16 protein-coding genes are annotated in these 19,931 nt (G+C 72.3%); 8 read left to right on the top strand and 8 right to left on the bottom strand.

The window, feature by feature from the left end:
• The first annotated feature begins 41 nt into the window (after window positions 1–41).
• The 5 genes from ABZ463_RS30530 to ABZ463_RS30510 all read left to right on the top strand — a co-directional run bounded on the left by ABZ463_RS30530 (window position 42) and on the right by ABZ463_RS30510 (window position 7,051).
• Complete coding sequence (locus ABZ463_RS30530; RefSeq protein ID WP_352012565.1) at window positions 42–1,058, top strand: alpha/beta fold hydrolase; 1,017 nt, start codon at window positions 42–44, stop codon at window positions 1,056–1,058.
• Window positions 1,059–1,180: 122 nt separating this feature from the next.
• Window positions 1,181–4,030 carry a BTAD domain-containing putative transcriptional regulator gene (locus tag ABZ463_RS30525; protein ID WP_362781321.1) on the top strand — a complete coding sequence of 950 codons (2,850 nt, stop codon included), beginning with the start codon at window positions 1,181–1,183 and terminating at the stop codon, window positions 4,028–4,030.
• A 270-nt stretch (window positions 4,031–4,300) separates the two neighbouring features.
• Entirely contained in the window at window positions 4,301–4,666 is a 366-nt protein-coding gene (locus ABZ463_RS30520) for a DUF488 family protein (protein ID WP_362781319.1), read from the top strand.
• Between the two features lie 119 nt (window positions 4,667–4,785).
• The gene (locus tag ABZ463_RS30515) at window positions 4,786–6,168 is read left to right on the top strand and encodes a choice-of-anchor A family protein (protein WP_362781317.1); all 1,383 of its coding nucleotides are present in this window, start codon (window positions 4,786–4,788) and stop codon (window positions 6,166–6,168) included.
• A gap of 139 nt (window positions 6,169–6,307) precedes the next feature.
• Window positions 6,308–7,051 carry a L,D-transpeptidase family protein gene (locus ABZ463_RS30510; protein WP_362781315.1) on the top strand — a complete coding sequence of 248 codons (744 nt, stop codon included), beginning with the start codon at window positions 6,308–6,310 and terminating at the stop codon, window positions 7,049–7,051.
• Here the strand turns inward: ABZ463_RS30510 and ABZ463_RS30505 are convergent.
• Window positions 7,029–9,305, bottom strand: coding sequence for an FdhF/YdeP family oxidoreductase (locus tag ABZ463_RS30505; protein WP_362781313.1), 2,277 nt, complete (start codon window positions 9,303–9,305; stop codon window positions 7,029–7,031). The genes ABZ463_RS30510 and ABZ463_RS30505 overlap by 23 nt on opposite strands.
• A gap of 255 nt (window positions 9,306–9,560) precedes the next feature.
• Here ABZ463_RS30505 and ABZ463_RS30500 point away from each other — a divergent pair, with 255 nt between their 5' ends.
• Window positions 9,561–10,871, top strand: a complete 1,311-nt coding sequence (locus ABZ463_RS30500) for a pitrilysin family protein (protein ID WP_352012571.1) — start codon at window positions 9,561–9,563, stop codon at window positions 10,869–10,871.
• Window positions 10,868–12,190, top strand: a complete 1,323-nt coding sequence (locus ABZ463_RS30495; RefSeq protein ID WP_352012572.1) for a pitrilysin family protein — start codon at window positions 10,868–10,870, stop codon at window positions 12,188–12,190. The genes ABZ463_RS30500 and ABZ463_RS30495 overlap by 4 nt, the downstream gene beginning before the upstream one ends.
• A 54-nt stretch (window positions 12,191–12,244) precedes the next feature.
• Here ABZ463_RS30495 and ABZ463_RS30490 read toward each other — a convergent pair whose 3' ends face one another.
• From ABZ463_RS30490 to ABZ463_RS30460, 7 genes are all read right to left on the bottom strand, one after another.
• Window positions 12,245–13,513, bottom strand: coding sequence for an MFS transporter (locus tag ABZ463_RS30490; RefSeq protein WP_362781310.1), 1,269 nt, complete (start codon window positions 13,511–13,513; stop codon window positions 12,245–12,247).
• 60 nt (window positions 13,514–13,573) lie between these two features.
• The gene (locus tag ABZ463_RS30485) at window positions 13,574–14,179 is read right to left on the bottom strand and encodes an energy-coupling factor transporter transmembrane protein EcfT (RefSeq protein WP_362781308.1); all 606 of its coding nucleotides are present in this window, start codon (window positions 14,177–14,179) and stop codon (window positions 13,574–13,576) included.
• A complete protein-coding gene (locus ABZ463_RS30480; protein ID WP_362781306.1) occupies window positions 14,176–14,850 on the bottom strand; it encodes an ABC transporter ATP-binding protein in 675 nt (224 codons plus the stop codon). Before ABZ463_RS30480 ends, ABZ463_RS30485 begins: the two co-directional genes overlap by 4 nt.
• Entirely contained in the window at window positions 14,851–16,005 is a 1,155-nt protein-coding gene (locus ABZ463_RS30475) for a thiolase family protein (protein WP_352012576.1), read from the bottom strand.
• Between the two features lies 1 nt (window position 16,006).
• A complete protein-coding gene (locus ABZ463_RS30470; RefSeq protein ID WP_362781304.1) occupies window positions 16,007–17,395 on the bottom strand; it encodes an AMP-binding protein in 1,389 nt (462 codons plus the stop codon).
• A gap of 7 nt (window positions 17,396–17,402) precedes the next feature.
• On the bottom strand, window positions 17,403–18,041 hold the full coding sequence (locus ABZ463_RS30465; RefSeq protein ID WP_352012578.1) for a biotin transporter BioY: 639 nt from the start codon (window positions 18,039–18,041) through the stop codon (window positions 17,403–17,405).
• Between the two features lie 192 nt (window positions 18,042–18,233).
• Entirely contained in the window at window positions 18,234–18,776 is a 543-nt protein-coding gene (locus ABZ463_RS30460) for a TetR/AcrR family transcriptional regulator (protein ID WP_362781301.1), read from the bottom strand.
• Window positions 18,777–18,888: 112 nt separating this feature from the next.
• Here ABZ463_RS30460 and ABZ463_RS30455 point away from each other — a divergent pair, with 112 nt between their 5' ends.
• Window positions 18,889–19,899: an FAD-dependent monooxygenase gene (locus tag ABZ463_RS30455; protein WP_362781299.1), complete on the top strand. Its 1,011-nt coding sequence runs from the start codon at window positions 18,889–18,891 to the stop codon at window positions 19,897–19,899.
• The last annotated feature ends 32 nt before the right edge of the window (window positions 19,900–19,931 follow it).

Here is a 19,931-nt window from a genome sequence, read left to right as displayed (position 1 = left end):
GTTGGGACGGCCGGGACCGGTGGTCGGCGAGGGAGGCCACGATGGACTACGACGTGTTCGAGCTCGGGGACGTGCGACTGCAGAACGGCGCGACGCTACCCGGCGCGAAGCTCGCCTACAAGACCTACGGCGAGCTCGACGCCGACAAGGGCAACGCGATCGTCTACCCCACGTGGTACTCGGGCCAGCACTACGACAACGAGTGGCTGATCGGCGAGGGCATGGCCCTGGACCCGTCGAGATACTTCATCATCATCCCGAACATGTTCGGCAACGGCCTGTCGTCGTCGCCGAGCAACACCCCGCCGCCGCACGACAGGGCGCGCTTCCCCGACGTGACGATGTACGACAACGTCGAGGCGCAGTACCGCCTGGTCACCGAGGTGTTCGGCGTCGAGCGTCTCGCGCTGGTCACCGGCTGGTCGATGGGAGCGGGCCAGACCTACCAGTGGGCGGTCAGCCATCCCGAGATGGTGCGGCGCATCCTGCCCTTCTGCGGCTCGGCCAGGACCAGCCTGCACAACATCGTCTTCCTTGAGGGGGTCAAGGCCGCGCTCACCGCCGACTCCGCCTGGAAGCACGGCTGGTACACCGAGGAGCCCTGGACCGGTCTGCGGGCGCTGGCGCGGGTCTACGCGGGCTGGGGCTTCTCCCAGCAGTTCTACCGGGAGAGGACCTACGAGCGGGACCCGTTCGACTACGGCTCGCTTGAGGACTTCCTCGTCGGCTTCTGGGAGGGGCTGTTCGTCAAACGCGACGCGAACAACCTGCTCACGATGCTGTGGACCTGGCAGAACGCCGACATCGGCAAGACCCCCGGGGCCGGCGGCACCGAGCAGGCGCTGTCCTCGATCAGGATGCCCGCGATCATCATGCCCGGCCGGCAGGACCTCTACTTCCCGCCGGAGGACAACGAGTGGGAGGTCTCCCACATGCCCTCGGCCGAACTGCGGGTGATCCCGGGGTCGTGGGGGCACTTCGCGGGTGGCGGCCTCAACCCGGTGGACACCGCCTTCATCGACGACGCGCTCAAGGAACTGCTCGCCCGGGACGCCTGAGCCGCCCGCCTCCGCCGTACGAGGAGGCATGTGGGGCCGAGCGGCGGTAGCGTGTGGCGCGCCGCCTCCGCCGTCCCAGGGCCGGACGGCGGGCTCGTCGGTTCCGCGTCACAGGTGATGGTGTGAGATTTCGTGTACTCGGCCCGCTGACCGTAATCTCCCAGGGCCGGGAGGTGCCGGTCGGCGGCAACAAGCTGCGTGTCGTGCTGGCCGGTCTGCTGCTGCGCCCCGGTGAGACCGTCCCGGTCTCCCGGCTTGTCTCCTGGCTGTGGGAGGAGGAGACGGACGACCCCGCCAGAGCCAGGGCGACCGTGCACAGCTACGTCAACCGGCTGCGGCGGCAACTGGAACCCGGTGAGGTCATCCGCACCCTTCCCGACGGTTACCGGGCCGAGGTCGACGCCGGGTCGCTGGACCTGCTGCGGCTGCGCTCCCTGGCGGAGAGCGGGCGGCGGTCCGCCGCCGCGGGCGACCTGGCCGCGGCCTCGCGGGCGTTGTCCGAGGCGGCGGGGCTGTGGCGGGGCCCGGCGCTGTCCAACGTGGACTCGGCCGTGCTCCACGACCAGGAGGTCGGGCCGCTCACCGAGGAGTGGCTGCGCCTGCAGGAGGAACGCCTGGAGATCGGGCTGCGCACCGGCGGGCACGCCGAGCTGGTCACCCCGCTGCGCGAGCTGACCCGTGCCCACCCGCTGCGGGAGCCGTTCTGGGAGCTGCTGATGCTCGCGCTGCACCGCTGCGGGCGTCACGCGGAGGCGATCCAGGCCTACCACTCACTGCGTGAGCTGCTGGCCGAGGAGCTCGGTGTCGATCCCGCCCCCTCGCTGCGCGCCGCCTACCAGGCGATCCTGGCCGGTGAGTCGCCCGGCCGGTCTCCGCGGGCACCCGCAGCCGCGCCGCGTGAGGAGGCTCCCGTTCCCGTCCCCCGGCAGCTGCGGCCCGACACGCCGGGTTTCGCCGGCCGCAGGACCGAGCTGGCCGCGCTCGACCTGCTGCTCGGGAAGGACGTTCCCACGACGGGGCCGAGAATCGTCTCCCTCCAGGGGACCGCGGGGTCCGGCAAGACGGCGCTGGCCGTCCACTGGGCGCACCGGATCTCCGACCGTTTCCCCGACGGGCAGCTCTACCTCGACCTGCACGGTTACGGACCCGAACCGCCCGTCGACCCTGCCAAGGCCCTGGAGACGCTGCTCCGGGCCCTCGGCACCCCGGCGGGCCGGATTCCCGCCGGTCTCGACGAGCGCTCCGCCCTGTTCAGGACGCTGCTGAGCGGCAGGCGGACGCTGCTGATGCTCGACAACGCGGGCAGCAGCGAGCAGGTCCGCCCGCTGATCCCCGGTTCCGGCGGGGTGGTCGTCGTCACCAGCCGCAACCAGCTGCGCGGCCTCGTCGTCGAGTACGGCGCGCGGCGCGTCGTACTCGACCAGATGTCCGAGCGGGAGGCGACGGAACTGCTGGCCGGGGTCCTCGGCCGGGACCGGGTCGCCGCCGCGCCGGAGGCGGTCGCGGAGGCCGTCGAACGGTGCGCCCGTCTCCCGCTGGCGCTGCGCATCTTCGCCGAGCGCGCGGCGCGTTTCCCCGCCGTGCCGCTCGGCAGGCTCGTCGCCGACCTGCGGGACGAGGCGACCCGGCTGTCGGCGCTCGACGCCGGGGACGGCGGGCACACCGACCTGCGCACGGTCTTCTCGTGGACCTACGGCGCCCTTGAGGAGGACGCGGCACGGCTGTTCCGGCTCCTCGGCCTGCACCCCGGACCCGAGGTGAGCGCCGGGGCCGCGGCCGCGCTGATGGGCGCGGGCCTCGCGGAGGTCACCCCGCTGCTCGACCGGCTCACCGCCGACCATCTGCTCAGGTCCCGTTTCCCCGGCCGGTACGACTTCCACGACCTGCTGCGCGACTACGCCGCCGAACGGGCCGGGGAGGGAGAGGACCGGCGGGAGCGGGAGGCCGCGCTCGGCCGGGTGCTCGACTGGTACCTGCACGCGGCCCGCGCCGCCGCCGAACACCTGCCGCCGGCCGTGTGGGACTCGGGACACGGGCCGGTTCCGCCCGGGCTCAGCCTGCCGAGCTTCGGCGGTCCCGAGGAGGCGGTCGACTGGTACGAGGAGGAACTGCCCAACCTGATGGCCGCCGCCCGGCGCGCGGCGTCGCTCGACCGGCACGAGGCCGCCTGGCGGATTCCCCGGCTGCTGGCCTCCTTCCTCGACCTGCACGTGCCCGGAGAGGCCTGGGCCACCGTCTTCCGCGTCGCGGCCGAGGCGAGCGGGCGGGCGGGTGAGCCGTACGAGGAGGGGTTCGCCCTCAACCACCTGGCCTGGGTCAGCGCGCTGCTCGGCAGGCCGGAGGAGGCCGTCGCGCACTACGAGGAGGCGCTGGCGGTGGCCCGGCGGATCGGGGAGCCGGGGCTTGAGGGGGACGTCCTGGTCAACATGGGCGCCACCTACTTCAGGCTCGGCAGGTTCGCCGACTCGGCGTCGTGCTACGGCCGGGCGCTGGAGATCGCCAGGCTGAGCGGTGACCGGCGTCTTGAGGCCGAGGCGCTCAACGACCTGGCCAGGAACGACAACGAACTCGGCCGCCATCACGAGGCGCTGGCAGGTGCGCGGGCGGCGCTCGACGGCTACACCGAGCTCGGTGACCGTTATCGCGTGGGTGAGGCGTTGCGCGTGCTGGGCACGGCCAACGCCGGGCTCGGCCGGCACGAGGAGGCCTGCGTCCTGCTGTCGCAGGCGCTGCGGGTGATGCGGGAGTTCGACGACCGTCTGGACGAGGCCGAGATCCTGGACCTGCTCGGCGAGGTCCTGCGCGACTGCGGCGACCACGAGGCGGCGCGGGCGCACTGGCGGGAGGCCGCGGAGATCTTCGCCGAGCTCGACGACGACCGGGCGGCGGCCGTACGGCTGCGCCTGGCCGAGGCTGAGAACCGGGGAGGGGCGCACACCCCCGTCCACCCCTCCCCGGCCCGGATCAGGTGATGCGAACGCCACGGGTGATGCGGACGCCGTCGTCCCGCACCGCGTCCCCGTGGCCGGCGCCCCCGCGCCCGGCGAACGTCCGCGCCGGGTCCGACGGTCCCCGCGTGACGGCACACATGGTCATGTCCATTCGTCCTCGTCTTTCTTGTCTCGGTGAGGCGTTTCGGTGAGGCGAGGACGAATCTAGGAACCTCCTCTGGCAGATCCCTCACAAAATCCTCATAACCTCTCGTACGGCTTCACGGCACCGGCGACGGGTAGGTCCGGAGGATGGGGAGTATCACGATCAGCAGGGCGTACGATCCCGAACCCACCGCGGGGGCGGTCTTCCTCGTGGACGGGATGTGGCCGAGGGGCGTGCGCAAGGAGGACCTCAGGCTCGACGGCTGGACACGCGACGTCGCGCCCTCGCCGGAGCTGAGGACATGGTTCGGGCATCGCCCCGAGCGGTTCGCCGAGTTCCGTGACCGCTACCTGCGGGAGCTCGAGGCCAACCCGGAGGCCGTACGGCCGTTGCTCGACGCCGCCAGGAAGGGGCCGGTCACCCTGCTGTACTCGGCACGGGACACCGAGCACAACAACGCCGTGGTCCTGCGGGACCACCTGCGGCACCTGCTCGCCACGGTCCCGCACTGATCTTCGCCTTGCTTTTCCCCGTAGATCGCAAACAGTGACCAACCAGGGGGCTTCCATCACGGAAATGATCATGTTCCCGCTCAGGATGAGGAGGACTCGTTCGGAAAAAGGAATCGATCATGCTCCAAAAGATGCGACGGCCCGGGAAATACCGGGTTTTCAGCCGCCCTTCGCTGCTGACGGGAGGTGCCGGGGTCCTCGCCGTCGTGGTGGGAGGCGTCATCGCCCTTCCCGCCGTCATGGCCGCGACACTGCCCTTCGGCCTGGGCCCCTGCGTACCGGGCAGCTGCCCCTCCCCCTTCCCTCCGGTGAACAACGGTCCTTTCGCGGGCCGTGACAACGCCATCAACACCTTCGTCGGCGGTGACTTCCTGGTCCGGGGCTTCGCGGCCGAGGCCGAGGGCCGGGCGGTCGTGCTGGGCGACTTCGACCAGAACAAGGACGCCGCCGCCTCCCCCGCCTACAACGTGGGCATCGCGGGGGTCGGCTCACGGGTGCCGCCTCCCGAGGGGGCCGACTTCCTGACCACCGGTGGATCGGTCACCGTCGCTCCGGGCCAGCGCCTCCTGGCCGAAGGCGGGGTGGTACGGCACGCGGGTCCCCTGACGGGCACGGTCACCGGAACCCTCGTCGAGGACCCGGACGCGGCGACCCCCTATCTGGACCTGGTGCCCGCGCTGCAGCAGGCCAGCCGGTGCTACGCCGACTCGACCGGAAACCCTCCGAGCACGCCGACGGGGACCGCGGTGAACCAGGGCGCCCAGACCCTGTTCACCGGTGACGGCACCTCCGCGCTCCAGGTCTTCAACGTCGACTTCGACCTGACCGGCCCCGGGGGCTCCACGCAGGGCATCGTGTTCGAGGGCATCCCCGCGAACGCGACCGTCCTGATCAACATGCTGGGCACCAGCCGTACGATCAACACCTTCAGCGGCGACATCGCCGACGCCGACCCGTGGAACGCGCTGCGTGAGCGGTCGCTGTGGAACTTCCCCGACGCGACCACGGTGAACCTGCAGGGCGGCGGCAACTTCCAGGGCAGTGTCCTGGTGGCCGACCCGGCCAGCACCACGACGCTGAGCATGCCGGGCTTCAACGGGCGGCTGTTCGTCAACGGCTCTCTCACGCACACGGGGAACGGCGGATACGAGATCCACGCCTACCCCTTCAACGGGGACCTTCCCGACTGCGGGGCACCGACGCCCACACCGACGCCGACGCCCACCCCGACCCCAACGCCGACACCGACGCCCACCCCGACTCCGACACCCACACCCACACCCACGCCCAGTCCCACCCGGACCCCGCGTCCGCCCAAGCCTCCGGTGGAGGGCGGAACGGGAGGGCAGGCCGGGAAGGTGTGGACCCACAGCCGGCACCACCTCGACGGCGGCCGACACTGGTTCGGCTGTCACCGGCCGGTGTGCCACGGCCGGGGCCCCGGGGCGATCCATGAGAAGCGCCCGCTCCTTCGCATGATGACCTCCCGCTTCCTGTCGTAGAGGTCCACGGGCCCGGCGGGCGTTCCCCGCCGGGCCACGTCCCTCCCGGCACGAACACCACTGGAAAGCCCGTCAACTCCATGCCGTTGCGGGAAGATCACCGGGAACATCCGCTCCCGGCAACGGACAGGCGTGAACCATGCGTACCGTCGGCCGCTGTCTTCTGGTCGTGCTCACCGCTCTCACCCCGGCCGCGCTCGTGTCCACGGGGCCCGCCCACGCGGACGACACGCCTCCTTCGGCGGCCGGGCAGCCACCGCAGACCCTGCGCTTCGGCGTCCGGCTGCAGGGGGTCCGCCAGGTGAAGAGGCGCCTGCGTGAGCTGGGGTTCGCCCCCGGCGCTCCCGGCCCCGAGTACGACTCCGCCCTGCGCATGGCCGTGTGGGCCTTCCAGAAGGCCAACGGGCTGCCCGCCCTCGACCGGGTGGACGCGGCCACCCGGCGGGCGATGGCCAGGCCCGCGCGGATCAGGCCGTTGGTGCCCGGGGGAAGCCCCTCACGGGTCGAGATCGACCTGACCCGCCAGCTGCTCACGGTGTGGCGGGACGGCAGGGCCGTACTCGTCAGCCATGTCTCGACCGGCGCGCGCAAGTCCTACTGCGATCGGGGACACTGCGGGTTCGCCGACACGCCGCCCGGCGACTTCACGGTCGGCGAGCGGGTGCGCGGCTGGTCGACCGGCCCCCTGGGGGCGATGTACTACCCGGTCTACTTCAACGGCGGCATCGCCGTGCACGGCTCCACGCTCGTACCGCGCCGTCCCGCCTCCCACGGGTGCGTGCGGGTGCCGCTGCACAACGCCATACCGCTGTTTCGCATGCTCCGCCCCGGGGAGCCGGTCCACGTCCGCCGCCCGGTGCTCAGTTGGGCCGGACGAGCCTGACGACCACACTCTTCGAGGTCGGGGTGTTGGAGGTCTCCGCGACGGAGTCCAGCGGCACGAGCACGTTGGTCTCGGGGAAGTAGGCCGCGCAGCACCCCCGAGCGGTCGGATAGGCGATGACGCGGAACCGCTCCGCCCTGCGTTCGCCGTCCGGCCACTCGCTCACCAGGTCCACCGTCTCACCGTCCGCCAGGCCGCGTTCGGCCAGGTCGTCCGGGTTGACGAAGACGACCCTGCGCCCGCCGCTCACGCCCCGGTAGCGGTCGTCCATGCCGTAGATCGTGGTGTTGTACTGGTCGTGGCTGCGGACCGTCTGCAGCAGCAGCCGTCCCTCGGGGACCCGCAGCACCTCAAGCGGGTTGACGGTGAAGGTCGCCCGGCCCGTCGCCGTCGGGAAACGCCGCTCGTCGCGGGGCGCGTTGGGCAGCGCGAATCCGCCGGGGGCGCGGACCCGGGTGTTGAAGTCGCCGAAGCCGGGCACGACCCGCGCGATGCGCTCCCTGATCGCGTCGTAGTCGGCCTCGAACTCCTTCCAGGGCACATGCGGGTCGTCCTCGAAGAGCTCGCGGGCCAGGCCGCAGACGATCGCCACCTCGGGCAGCAGGTCCGGAGAGGCGGGCCTGAGCCTGCCCCGGGAGGCGTGGACCATGCCCATGGAGTCCTCGACCGTGACAAACCGGTCGTTGTCGCGTTCGGTACGGCCCAGCGTCGGCAGGATCAGCGCCCGATCGCCGCAGACGGCGTGGGAGCGGTTCAGCTTGGTGGAGACCTGCACGGTCAGCCTGGCGCGGCGCAGCGCCGCCTCGGTCACCTCGGTGTCCGGCGTCGCGGCCACGAAGTTGCCGCCCATCGCGAAGAACACCTTCGCCGCGCCCGAGCGCAGCGCCCTGATGGCCTCGACGGTGTCCAGGCCGTGCTCGCGGGGCGGCTCGAAGCCGAACTCGTCACGGAGCGCGTCGAGGAAGACCGCGGAGGGCTTCTCGTAGATGCCCATCGTCCGGTCGCCCTGGACGTTGGAGTGGCCCCTGACCGGGCAGACCCCCGCCCCGGGGCGGCCGACGTTGCCGCGCAGCAGCAGGAAGTTGACCACCTCCCTGATGGTGGCGACGGAGTTCCTGTGCTGGGTGAGACCCATCGCCCAGCAGACGATCACCGACTTCGCGCCGAGCACGTCGCGGGCGGTCTCCTCGACCGCCCCGCGGTCGAGCCCGGTCGCCTCCTCGACCTCCGCCCAGTCCAGGGCACGGGTGTCGGCCGCCCACTCCTCGAAGCCGTGGGTGTGCTCCTGGACGAAGGCGTGGTCGACCACGGTGCCGGGGGCGGCGTCCTCGGCCTCCAGCAGCAGCCGGGACAGCGCCTTGAACAGCGCCAGGTCGCCGTTGAGGCGGATCTGCAGGAACCGGTCGGCCAGTGTCGTGCCGCGCCCGGCCAGCCCCGAGGGGCGCTGCGGGTTCTTGAAGCGCAGCAGTCCCGCCTCGGGCAGCGGGTTGACCGCGACGATCCGCGCCCCGTTGCGCTTGGCCCGTTCCAGGGCCGACAGCATGCGCGGATGGTTGGTGCCGGGGTTCTGGCCGACCACGAAGACGAGGTCGGCGCGGTGCAGGTCCTCCAGTGAGACCGTGCCCTTGCCGATGCCCAGGGTCTGGGTGAGGGCCGAACCGCTCGACTCGTGGCACATGTTGGAGCAGTCGGGCAGGTTGTTGGTGCCGAAGCGCCGAACGAGGAGCTGGTAGACGAACGCCGCCTCGTTCGAGGTGCGGCCCGAGGTGTAGAAGACCGCCTCGTCGGGGCCGCCGAGCGCGCGCAGTTCCTCGGCGACGACGCCGAAGGCCCGCTCCCAGGTGATCGGTTCGTAGTGGTCGGCGCCCTCCGGCTTGTACATCGGCTCGGTGAGCCGCCCCTGCTGGCCCAGCCAGTAGTCGGTGTGGCGGGCCAGGTCGCCGATCGTGTGGGCGGCGAAGAAGTCACGGGTGACCCTGCGGGTCGTGGCCTCCTCGGCGACCGCCTTGGCGCCGTTCTCGCAGAACTCCGCCGGGCTGCGGTGCCCGCCCTCCGGCCAGGCGCAGCCGGGGCAGTCGAAGCCGTCCTTCTGGTTGACCCGGGCCAGGGTGAGGAACGTACGGCCCGCGCCCATCTGGGCGTAGGACGTCAGCAGCGACCGGGTCACCCCGGGGATGCCCGCCGCCCACTCCTTGGGCGGGCCGACCTCCAGCCCGTCCTCGTTGACGTCCTCTCGCGGAGCCTTCCTGACCATCCCGGACCTTCTTTCCTCACGTGCCGCCCAGCAGCGGGCGGACCTCGCTCTCGAAAGTCTCGCACGACTGTCCAGGAAACGGACAATCCAGACGTGATCAGGGACCCACTTCCGCCCCGGGCTCCGACTGGGAAGACTGGGGAGGCATCTGCCCGGCGATCACGAAAGGACACCATGGCAGTGGGAGAACCGATCGGCCAGGACGGCTTGATCCCCCTCTTCGGGCACGCGCCCCAGGTCGGGGGGTAGCCGCGAATGCCGACGTCAAACCTCATCCGGCCGCGCACCGGTTACCGGGTCGAGCGCCTCACCCTGGACAACGGGCTGCGGGTCGTGCTCGCCCCCGAGCCGGACTGCCCCGTGACCGGGGTCGCCGTCGTGTACGGCGCCGGCATCCGGTCCGAGCCGCAGGGCCGTACCGGATTCGCCCACCTGTTCGAGCACCTCATGTTCCAGGGGTCGGAGAACCTGGAGAAACTCGCGCACTTCCGGCACATCCAGGGAGCCGGAGGCACCTTCAACGGCTCGACCCACCTGGACTACACCAGATACATCCAGACGGTTCCCGCCAACGCCCTCGAACGGGTGCTGTTCCTTGAGGCCGACCGCATGCGCGCGCCGCGGATCACCCCGGAGACCCTGCGCAACCAGGTGGACGTGGTCAAGGAGGAGATCCGGGTCAACGTCCTCAACCGTCCCTTCGGGGGCTTCCCGTGGCTGCGGCTCCCCCCGGTGATGTTCGACACCTTCCCCAACGCGCACGACGGCTACGGCTCCTTCACCGACCTCGACGCGGCCGGGGTCGACGAGGCCGAGGAGTTCTTCGACCGGTACTACGCCTGCGGGAACGCCGTGTTGTGCGTCACCGGTGGTTTCTCCGTGGAACAGGCCGAGGTGCTCGTCAGGCGGCACTTCGGCGACGTGCCCGCGCGCCCGGCGCCGCCCGCGCCCGTCCTGGCGGAGCCCGATCTCACCGCGGCCCGGCACCACTCCTACGTGGACGCGGCGGCGCCGACCCCCGCGGTCGCGGCGGCGTGGCGGGTACCCGACCCGGTTTCCGACCTGGCGGGCTATCTGCCGTACGTGGTGCTGGCGGAGGTGCTCACCGACGGCGCCTCCTCGCGTCTGGTCTCCCGGCTCGTGCTCGGGGACCGTCTGGCCACCGGCGTCAGCGGCTACGTGGGTTTCATGGGCGACCCCTTCGACGTCCTCGACCCCACGGCGCTGCTGCTGCAGGCCAACCTGCCCGCGGGCGGGTCCGCCGGGCACGTGCTCGACGTCATCGGCGAGGAGACCGAGCGGCTGGCCACCGAGGGCCCGGCTCCCGAGGAACTGTCGCGCGTCCAGGCGCGGATGACCGCTCTGCTGCTGCGCGAGGGGGACACGATGATCGACCGGGCGACACGGCTGGCCGTGCTGGAGCTGCAACGAGGAAATCCGGCGCTGCTCAACGAGCTGCCCGCGCTGCTGTCCTCGGTGACGGCCGAGCAGGTCGGAGCGGCCGCGGCCAGGCTGGTCCCGGACCGGCGGGCCTCGGTCGAGGTCGTGGCGGGGAGGGGCCGATGAGCGCCCAGACCGTACGGCCCCTGCCCGATCTGGAGCCCGCCGTTCCTCTGGTCCTGCCACCGCAGGCGGAGGCGGTGCTGCCCTCGGGGCTGACGGTGGTGGCGATCGCCCGCCGTACCACGCCGCTGGTCGAGGCGCGGCTGTGGGTGCCGATGGCGGAGGTGGACATCGCCGAGGGCGCCCTGCTGGCGCAGACGCTGTTCTCCGGTACGGGGACCCGCTCGGCCGCCGTGATCGCCGAGGAGACGCAGGCCATCGGCGGCAGTCTCGACTGCGGGGCGAGCCCCGACCGGTGGCTGGTCAGCGGAGACTGCCTGGCCTCCGGTCTCGACCGGCTGCTGGAGGTGCTCGCGGACGCGCTCTGCGACGCCCGGTACCCCGACCATGAGTTCTCCGTCGAACGGGACAGGCTCGCCGACCGGTTCCGGGTGACGCTGAGCCAGCCGCCCGCGCTGGCCAGGGCCGAACTGCTGAAGCGGGTCTACGGCACACACCCGTACGCGGTGGAGACGCCCGATCCCGAGCGGGTCGGCGCGGTCGAGGCCGGGCGGGTACGCGCCCTGCACGAGCGGCGGATGCGTCCCGACGGCGCCGTCCTGGTGCTGGTCGGCGACCTGGACCCCGGCGAGGCGATCGAACTGGCCGGGCGCAGGCTCGGGGGGTGGGCCGGGAGCGGGCACAAGGTGACGATGCCGCCCGCACCGTCACCGGTGCCGGGGCCGCTGCTGCTGGTCGACCGGCCGGGCACGCTCCAGTCGTCGATACGGTTCGCGTTGCCCGCCCCCGGCCGTGACCACCCGGACAGCGCCGCCATGCAGCTGGCCAACCTGATCTTCGGTGGCTACTTCTCCTCCCGCTGGACGGAGAACATCCGCGAGGACAAGGGGTACTCCTACGGTCCCGCTTCGATCGTCGACCACTCGCTCGGCGGTTCCGCCGTCATACTCTCCGTCGACGTCTCCACCGAGGTGACGGCTCCCGCGCTGGTCGAGACCCTCTACGAGCTGGGCAGGATCGCCACGCTGCCGCCGGAGCCGGAGGAGGTCGAGCAGGCCCGGCGGTACGCCATCGGCACGTTGCAGGTCGCCACGGCCACCCAGGCGGGGCTGGCCAGGTTCGCCGGGACGCTGGCGGGGTTCGGCCTGCGGCTGGACCACCTGGCGCGGCGTGTCGAACGGCTCACCGCGGCCACGGTCGAGGACGTGCACCGCGTGGCCTCGACCTACATGGGACCGGGCCGGGCCACAGCGGTGCTGCTCGGCGACGCCGAGCGCGTCGAGCGGAGCCTCTCCTCGGTCATGCCCGTCGAGACCAGGTGACACATCCACGGTCCCGCAGCGCCCCGGGGCGGGACCGTGGATTCGACCGTGGATTCACCCGATGGTGGCCGTGTCGATCCGCCACCGGGCCGTGTACCAGCGGACGAGCTGGGGCAGCAGGAGCAGCGGCATCAGGGCGGCGGCCGTTCCTGCGGCGGCGCGCAGCCCGAACGCCGTGGCCAGCGCTCCCCCGGCGAAGGAGCCCACCAGGCCGCCGACCTGCAGGAAGGTGCCCGCCAGCGCCATCACCTTGGCCACCTCACCGTCCTTGGCCGCGCTCTGGAGGGTTCCGTAGACCGTGGCGGCCATGACGGTGCCGCCGAGGCTGCCCGCGAGTTCGAACAGGACGACCGCGGCGGCACCGGAGACGCCGGGGGCGGAGAAGGGCAGTGCGAGCAGGGAGCACATGGAGACGGCGGTGCCGAGCGCCAGCGTCCGTCCCGGGCCGTGCCGGCCGATGACCCTGCCCAGCAGGAGTCCCCCGCCGACGCCGCCGACCGCGCCCAGGCCGAGCAGCAGCCCGATCGGTGCCGGCCCCAGGCCGAGTTCCCGCACCAGGAACAGGACGAGGATCGGCTGCATGATCCCCTGGGCGACGCACAGGGTGGCCAGTGCCTGCACTCCGGAGCGGCGGCCCAGAGCGCGGGCCAGCCGTACGACCTCGCCGAGGGTGCCGCGTGATCTCTCCCTCGGGGCCCGCTCGGAGGGTGGCGGCGTCCTGACCCGGGTGAGCAGCGCCGCGGAGAGCAGGAACGACAACGCGTCGGCCAGGACGACCAGGGGGGCGGCGAGGACCGCCATCAGCATCCCGCCGGCCGCGGGGCCGCCGATGTCGGCGACGCTGCGGGTCGCGTTCGTCTTCCCGTTGGCGTCGACGAGGTGTTCCCTGGGGACGATCTGCACCAGGATCGGGCTGGACAGCGCCGACTGCAGGCCGCGGACCAGTGAGGAGACCCCGACCAGGGCCAGCAGCGCCGGATAGTTCAGCGAGCCCAGCCACCACAGCAGCGGAATCGCCCCCACGACCAGCGCCTGGACGACGTTGCAGCCGATGAGCGGCGGCAACCGCCGGTGCAGCGTGTCGGCCCAGGCCGCGGCGGGAACCCCGGCGAGCATCGCGGGCGCGAGCTCCATCACCACCAGCCAGGTCATCTGCCCCGGCGTGGCCCCGATGGTCAGCACGGCGACCATCGGGATGGTGACCATACTGACGGCGGTGCCGAACTGCGAGACCCCGATCGCCGACCAGTAGGCCTTGAATCCACGGTCAGGAAAGCCCTCGGCCACATTTTCCTCCGGACGCGTGGTGACGGTCGCCGTCAAGATCGTCCACACGATAACCGAGGAAGATCTGGATTTTTCCGCTTTTATGGAGATCTGTGGTCAGTCGTCCAGGCCGCGGGCGCTGAGGGCCTCGCCCAGGGTGTCGGCGTGCCGCAGGGCGCTCACCACCAGCGGTACGGCGAAGGCCCGCACGCTCCACTCGGTGCCCCTGGCGCGCTGCGCCTCCCTGACCCGGGTGGCCAGCCCGGCGACGACGGGCACGCTGCGCAGGGTGAGGGAGAGCAGCAGCGACAGGCGGAAGGGGTCGGCGCCGACGAACCTGACGGGGGCCAGCAGCCGTTCCAGGGTGGCCATCATGACCGCGGTACGCGTGGTGAGCGTGACCAGCCCGGCCAGCGCGACGGCGAGCAGGACACGAAGCACGGACGACAGCGCCCCCGCCCAGCCGTCCAGCAGGTACTGCATGGCGAACAGGACCACGGCGAACCAGCGGACCGGTCTGATCTGCGCCCAGGCCGCCGCGGCGCCGACCCCGGAGAGCGCGTACAGCAGCGCCACGGCGAACGCCGCCCCCGCCAGCGCCCCGGGCGGGCGCAGCAGCAGGAGCGCGGTGCACGACAGGGCCAGGCCGAGGAGTTTGACCCCGGCGGGCAGGCGGTGCAGGAACGAGTCCCCGGGGACGTAGGCGCCGGTGAGCGCGTTCACGCCATGAGCTTCCGGTAGTGGCCGATGGCCGCCTCCGGCTCGTCGTCGGCGACGATCCGTCCCTCGTCCAGCACCAGCACGCGGTCGAAACCCGCCAGCAGCGGCAGGTCGTGGGTGACCACCACGACCTGCTGCGGCAGCTCGCGCAGCAGGCCGGCGACCTGGCGGGAGTGGCGCAGGTCGAGCAGCGTCGTCGGCTCGTCCATGACCAGGACCTCCGGGTCGAGCACCATGACCGAGCACAGGGCGAGCAGTTGCTTCTGGCCTCCGGACAGGTGGTGCGCGGGATGGTCGGCGTGATCGGCCAGGCCGTACCTGTCCAGGACCTCCCGCACCCGCAGGTCGATCTCCTGCCGTGTCAGCCCTCCACGCCTGAGGGAGAAGGCGACGTCCTCGGCGACCGTCGGCATGACGATCTGCGCGTCGGGGTCGCTGAACAGGAACCCGACCCGGCGCCTGATCCTGGCCGCGTCACGGCGGGTGTCGAGCCCGAAGACGGTGACGCCGCCCGAGGTCGGCAGGGCCAGGCCGTTGACCAGGCGGGCGAGGGTGCTCTTGCCCGAGCCGTTGGCCCCGACCACGCCGATCCTGCGTTCGGTCAGCGAGGCCGTGATGCCGCGCAGCACCTCACGCCGCCCGAACCGCACCCCGACGTCGTTCATCTCGATCATCTACACCACCTCGAACAACGCGGCGACGCCCAGGCCGCCGCCGACCGCGGCCGTGGCCAGTCCCAGTGTCCCGGCTGGGGCGCCCTGCCGTACGAGCCTGCTGAACAGTCTGGTGACCACCACGGCGCCGGTCGCGCCCCACGGGTGGCCGAGGGCGAGCGCGCCGCCGTCCGCGCAGACCCGCTCCGCGTCCGCGCCGAGGGGGTCGAGGCCGAGTTCGTCGGTCACCGCGAGCACCTGCGCCGCGAACGCCTCCACGATCTCCACCGCGGCGACCTCCCCGAGGCCGGCCCCCGCGCGTTCGAGCACCCGCCGTACGGCGGGCACCGGTCCGAGTCCGGGAAGCGCGGGGTCGCAGCCGACGACGGCTCCGGCCCGCAGCCGCAGTCCCGCAAGCCCGAGTTCGGCCCGCAGCGACTCCGGCACGAGGGCGACGGCCGCCGCCCCGTCGCTGACCGGGGAGGAGTTGCCCGCGGTCACCGTGCCACCGGGCACGAACGCGGCGGGCAGCCGGGCCAGCGACCGGGCGCGCAGCGGGCGTGGCCACTGGTCGTCGTCCCGGCCGCCGACCGTGACGATCTCCTGGGCGAACCGGCCCGCCTCCCGCGCGGCCAGCGCCTTGGCGTGGCTCAGCAGGGCGTAGGCGTCCTGACGTTCGCGGGTCACACCGCGCGCGGCGGCCAGCGCCTCGGCGGCGGGCCCCATCTCGGGGTCGTGCCACCCCGCGGGGACGAACGGCGCCCGCTCGTACGGAACGGCCGTGCCGCGGCGGGTCCGCAGCGGAGCGGTCGAGGCGCTCTCCACCCCTCCGGCGACGACGAGGTCCGTCTCTCCCGCGGCGACCGCGTTCCCCGCGAGCAGGATCGCGGCCAGGCCGCTGCCGCACTGCCTGTCCACGGTGACGCCGGGGACGCCGTGGCCCAGCCCGGCGGCCAGCGCGCAGATCCGTGCGACGTTGCCTCCGGGGCCGGTGCAGTTGCCGAGCACGACGTCCTCGACGGGCGGGCCCAGGTGGGCGACGTCCCGGGCGACGGCGTCGATGACAGGGGCGGCGAGCGCCTCGACCGTCAGTTCCTTGAAGGCGTGGAAGGCGGTGCCGATGGGGCCGCGGCGGGCCGCGACGACGACCGGCCGTGAGGATGGGTCCCGTCTCATGTCAGGTGAGCCGCCTGATGTCCGGGTCGCCGTCGGCCAGGCGGGCGGCGAGCAGGCCGCGCGCCGGTTTGCCCGCCGGGGTTCGCGGCAGGCTGCGGACGGCGTACCAGCGCCTTGGCCGTTGCGCGGCGTCCAGGCCGCCGCGCGCCACCTCCTCAAGCGTGGCGCGTGAGGGTCGCCGGGGACCGTCCGTCTCCAGGATCGCGGTGACCACGGAGCCGAGCTCCGGGTGCGGTGAGCCGACGACCACGACGTCGTCGACCCCCGGTGCCCGTCTGAGGACCTCCTCGACGTCCTCCGGCACCACGGTCGCGCCGCCGGTCTGTATCGCGCCGCCGCCCCGGCCGCGCAGCCGCAGAACCTCCCCCGCCCGGTACGGCTCCGCCACGTCGCCGACCGTCGCCCAGCCGTCGCCGTCGATCCGCAGCGGGCCCGCCCCTGCCGTCAGGTATCCCTCGGCCAGCCAGGGCGAGCGCGCCCACACCTCACCGAGTTCCCGGCCCGGATCGGCCCTGACCTGGATCTCCACCTCGGGGAAGGGCCGCAGGCCGTGGCCGTCGGTGTCGGCGGCGACGAACGAGAGCTCGGTCGCGCCGTAGTAGGCGACCACGTCCACCCCGGCCCGCACCGCCAGGTCACGGACGCCCGCGCCCAGCGCCGCCCCGCCGACGACCGCGGTGCGCAGCCGCCCCCGTGCACCGCCGCTCTCCCGCAGCGCGTCGAGTACGGCGGGCAGCCGGTGCGGCACCACGTGGACCGCGGTCACGTCGCCCAGGTGGGCGGCCGGCCTCGCCGGCCAGCGGCCGGGGACGACGGCCGTGGCGCCGGTCGCCAGGGCGTGCACGGCCGCGAAGCCGTACAGGGAGGAGGTCAGGGGGCCGGGGACCAGCACGATGTCGCCTGGGCCGATCCCGGTGAGCGCGCTCAGGTGCGGGAACGAACCCGTCCACGACGCGCGGGTTCGTACCACGGCGCGTGGCCTGCCGGTGCTGCCCGAACTGAAGCAGGCCCACGCCCGGTCCTGCGGCGAGACCCCGGAGTCCACCGGGACGGGGCCGGGGTCCGAGGGCAGCGGGGCCTCGACGCGGACGTGGGCCGGGACCATCGCCATGATCCGCTCGCGCCGTTCCCGCTCCCAGGTGTGGTCGCAGACCAGCGGCGTGGCACCGGCCAGGTCCGCGGCGAGCACGGCGACGAGCAACTCGGCCGGGTCGGCCAGGCTGAGCGCCGTCAGCGTGCCCCGGCCGATCCCCCGGCTCCGCAGTGTCGCCGCGGCGGCCTCCGTCCGCCTCGCGAGCCCGGCGTAGCTCAGGTCGCCTCCTGGAGCGCGCAGCGCGATCCGGCGCGGGTGCTCCGAGGCGTGTCGCACCACCTGAAGGGCCACCGGCATGGGCGGGTCAACGCCTCCCCGCGGCCTTGAGCCGCTCGTGCCGCACGGCGGGGACGGCGTCGGGGTAGGCCCGCTGCGTCCCCCTGACCACCAGGGAGGCGAGCACCACCTTGATCAGGTCGCCGGGCAGGAAGGTGAGGCTGAGCAGCGCGGCCTGTCCCAGGGAGACGCCGGTCACGGCCGCCTGCACGGGAATGCCGAGGAGGTAGACCATCCCGACGCCGCCGAGGAGGCAGGCGATCAGCAGGCGGACGATGCCCGGGGTGCGCCCGCCGCGCTCGACGATCCAGCCGGTCAGCATCGCGCCGGGCAGCCAGCCGAGCAGGAACCCGGCGGAGGGCGCGACGAAGACGCCGAGTCCGCCACGGCCGCCGGCCAGCAACGGCAGTCCCGTCGCGACGAGCGCCATGAGGACCGCTACGGCGAGCCCGGCCCGCCAGGTGCCCAGGATCGCTCCGGCGAGCATGACGCCGAACGTCTGCAGGGTGATGGGCACCGCGTTGCCGAAGACGTTCAGCGCCCCGGGCAGTCCGAGCACGGCGATCAGCGCGGCGAACACGCTGACCCTGGCCAGATCTCCGGTGGAGAAGCCTCGGCCCGACGAGGAGCCCGACGAGGAGCCCGCCGTCCCTTCCTGCTGTGACACCGTCTTCCCTTCATCTGTCATGAGGTCGATCCCACACCAGGAGGTGCCGGGTCACGCATGGAGGAACCCCACAACATTCCACACGGCCGTCTGGGAGAACGGATACCGGTCCCCACCCGTACACCACCCATACTCGTACGAAGGAGGGTATACGGTCACTTTAGGTGCCCGAAAAGCGCCTTTCGGTGATCCTCAGGGGGTCGCCCGGCCGAGCGGTCCGAGGGCGGCGAGCGCGGCCTCGACGGCGGCGGCCTTGACCTCCTGCGCGGGGAGATCCGCGTGTTCGACCACACAGTCGGCCATGCCGCCCAGCGCCACGGTCGAGCGGATCCGGGCGGCGTCCGAGGGAGCGGGGCCGAGCAGGAGCACGGTCAGCTCCTTGCGCCAGCGCCACATCCGATCGACCATTTCCAGCTCGGCGAGCACGGTCGGCGCGTGCAGCACCATCGAGATCTCCTCGCGGTAGCGCCAGATGAGATCGAAGTAGTCTTCGAGCAGTAGCCGCCCCTCCCCCGGCTCACGCCCGATGACGAACGCCTCCAGGGTGTCCATGACGGGCTGCAGGATGCTCCTGACCAGCTCCTCCCGTGAGGAGAAGTGGTAGTAGAGAGCCGGTTTGGTGATGCCGAGCCGGTCGGAGATCTGCTTGAGGCTGGTGTTCTGCACACCCTGCTCACGAAAGAGCTCACGCGCCGTCGCCTGGATGCGGATCTTGGTGTCCGAGGGCCTCGCCATGAGCCAAGAGTATCGCTTACCTATCGTTCAGTAAGACTTGCGCCCCGCCGTCAACCGTGCTTACCTATCGTTAAGTAATTAACTTACCTCCCGTTAAGTAAGGAGACGGCGCATGCGGATCCTCATCTCCGGCGCCAGCGTCGCCGGGCCCGTCCTCGCCTACTGGCTCACCAGATACGGCTTCGTCGTCACCGTCGTCGAGCGGGCCCCCTCCCCCCGCAAGGCCGGCGGCCACGCGGTCGACCTGTTCCGCCCGGCCATGGACATCGTCGACAGGATGGGACTGGCCGGGGCCGTCCAGGCGAAGAAGACCGGCACCGAGTGGCTCTCCTTCCTGGCGGAGAACGGCGACCGCCCGCACACACTCGACGTCGGCAGGCTGATGCGCGTCGTGTCCGACCGGCACGCCGAGATCATGCGCGACGACCTGGGCGAGATCCTGTACGAGGCCACCCGGCACGACGCCGAGTACGTCTTCGACGACTCCATCGCCTCCCTGACCGAGGACGCCGACGGCGTCGAGGTCACCTTCGAACGGGGACCGGCCCGCAGGTTCGACCTGGTCATCGGCGCCGACGGGCTGCACTCCAACGTCCGGCGCCTGGTCTTCGGCCCCGAGTCGCGTTACACGGCCTGGATCGGGGCCTACCTGGCGGTCATGTCGATCCCCAACTATCTGGGGCTGCGCGACCGCATATCGGGCATCACCGGCGTCAACAGGATGGTCGGCGTGTACGGCGGCGCCCACCTGGACGACGCCCGCGCCGTCTTCCTGTTCCGCCCTCCGGCCGAACTCGACTATCACCACCGGGACGTCGCCCGGCAGAAGGAACTGCTGCGGGAGCAGTTCGCCGGGATGGGCTGGGAGGTCCCCCGCCTGCTGGGCGAGGAGCTCGACCGCGCCACGGCGTTCTACTTCGACTCGATCACCCAGCTGCGCATGGACACCTGGTCACGGGGGCGGGTGAGCCTGGCCGGGGACGCGGGCTACTGCCCGGGCCCCGCGGTCGGCGGCAGCACCAGTCTGGCCGTCGTCGGCGCCTACGTCCTGGCGGGCGAGCTAGGAGCTGTTTGGGGTTCGGATCTAGGTGTGGCCCAGTGGCGGGCCGGCCGTGGCTGGTAGAACTCGGACGTGGCGCGTTTTGATGTGACCGA

It is taken from the genome of Streptosporangium sp. NPDC020145 (genome assembly GCF_040631275.1).
Taxonomy (GTDB): Bacteria; Actinomycetota; Actinomycetes; order Streptosporangiales; family Streptosporangiaceae; genus Streptosporangium.
This window is presented reverse-complemented; position numbering and strand designations above follow the sequence as displayed.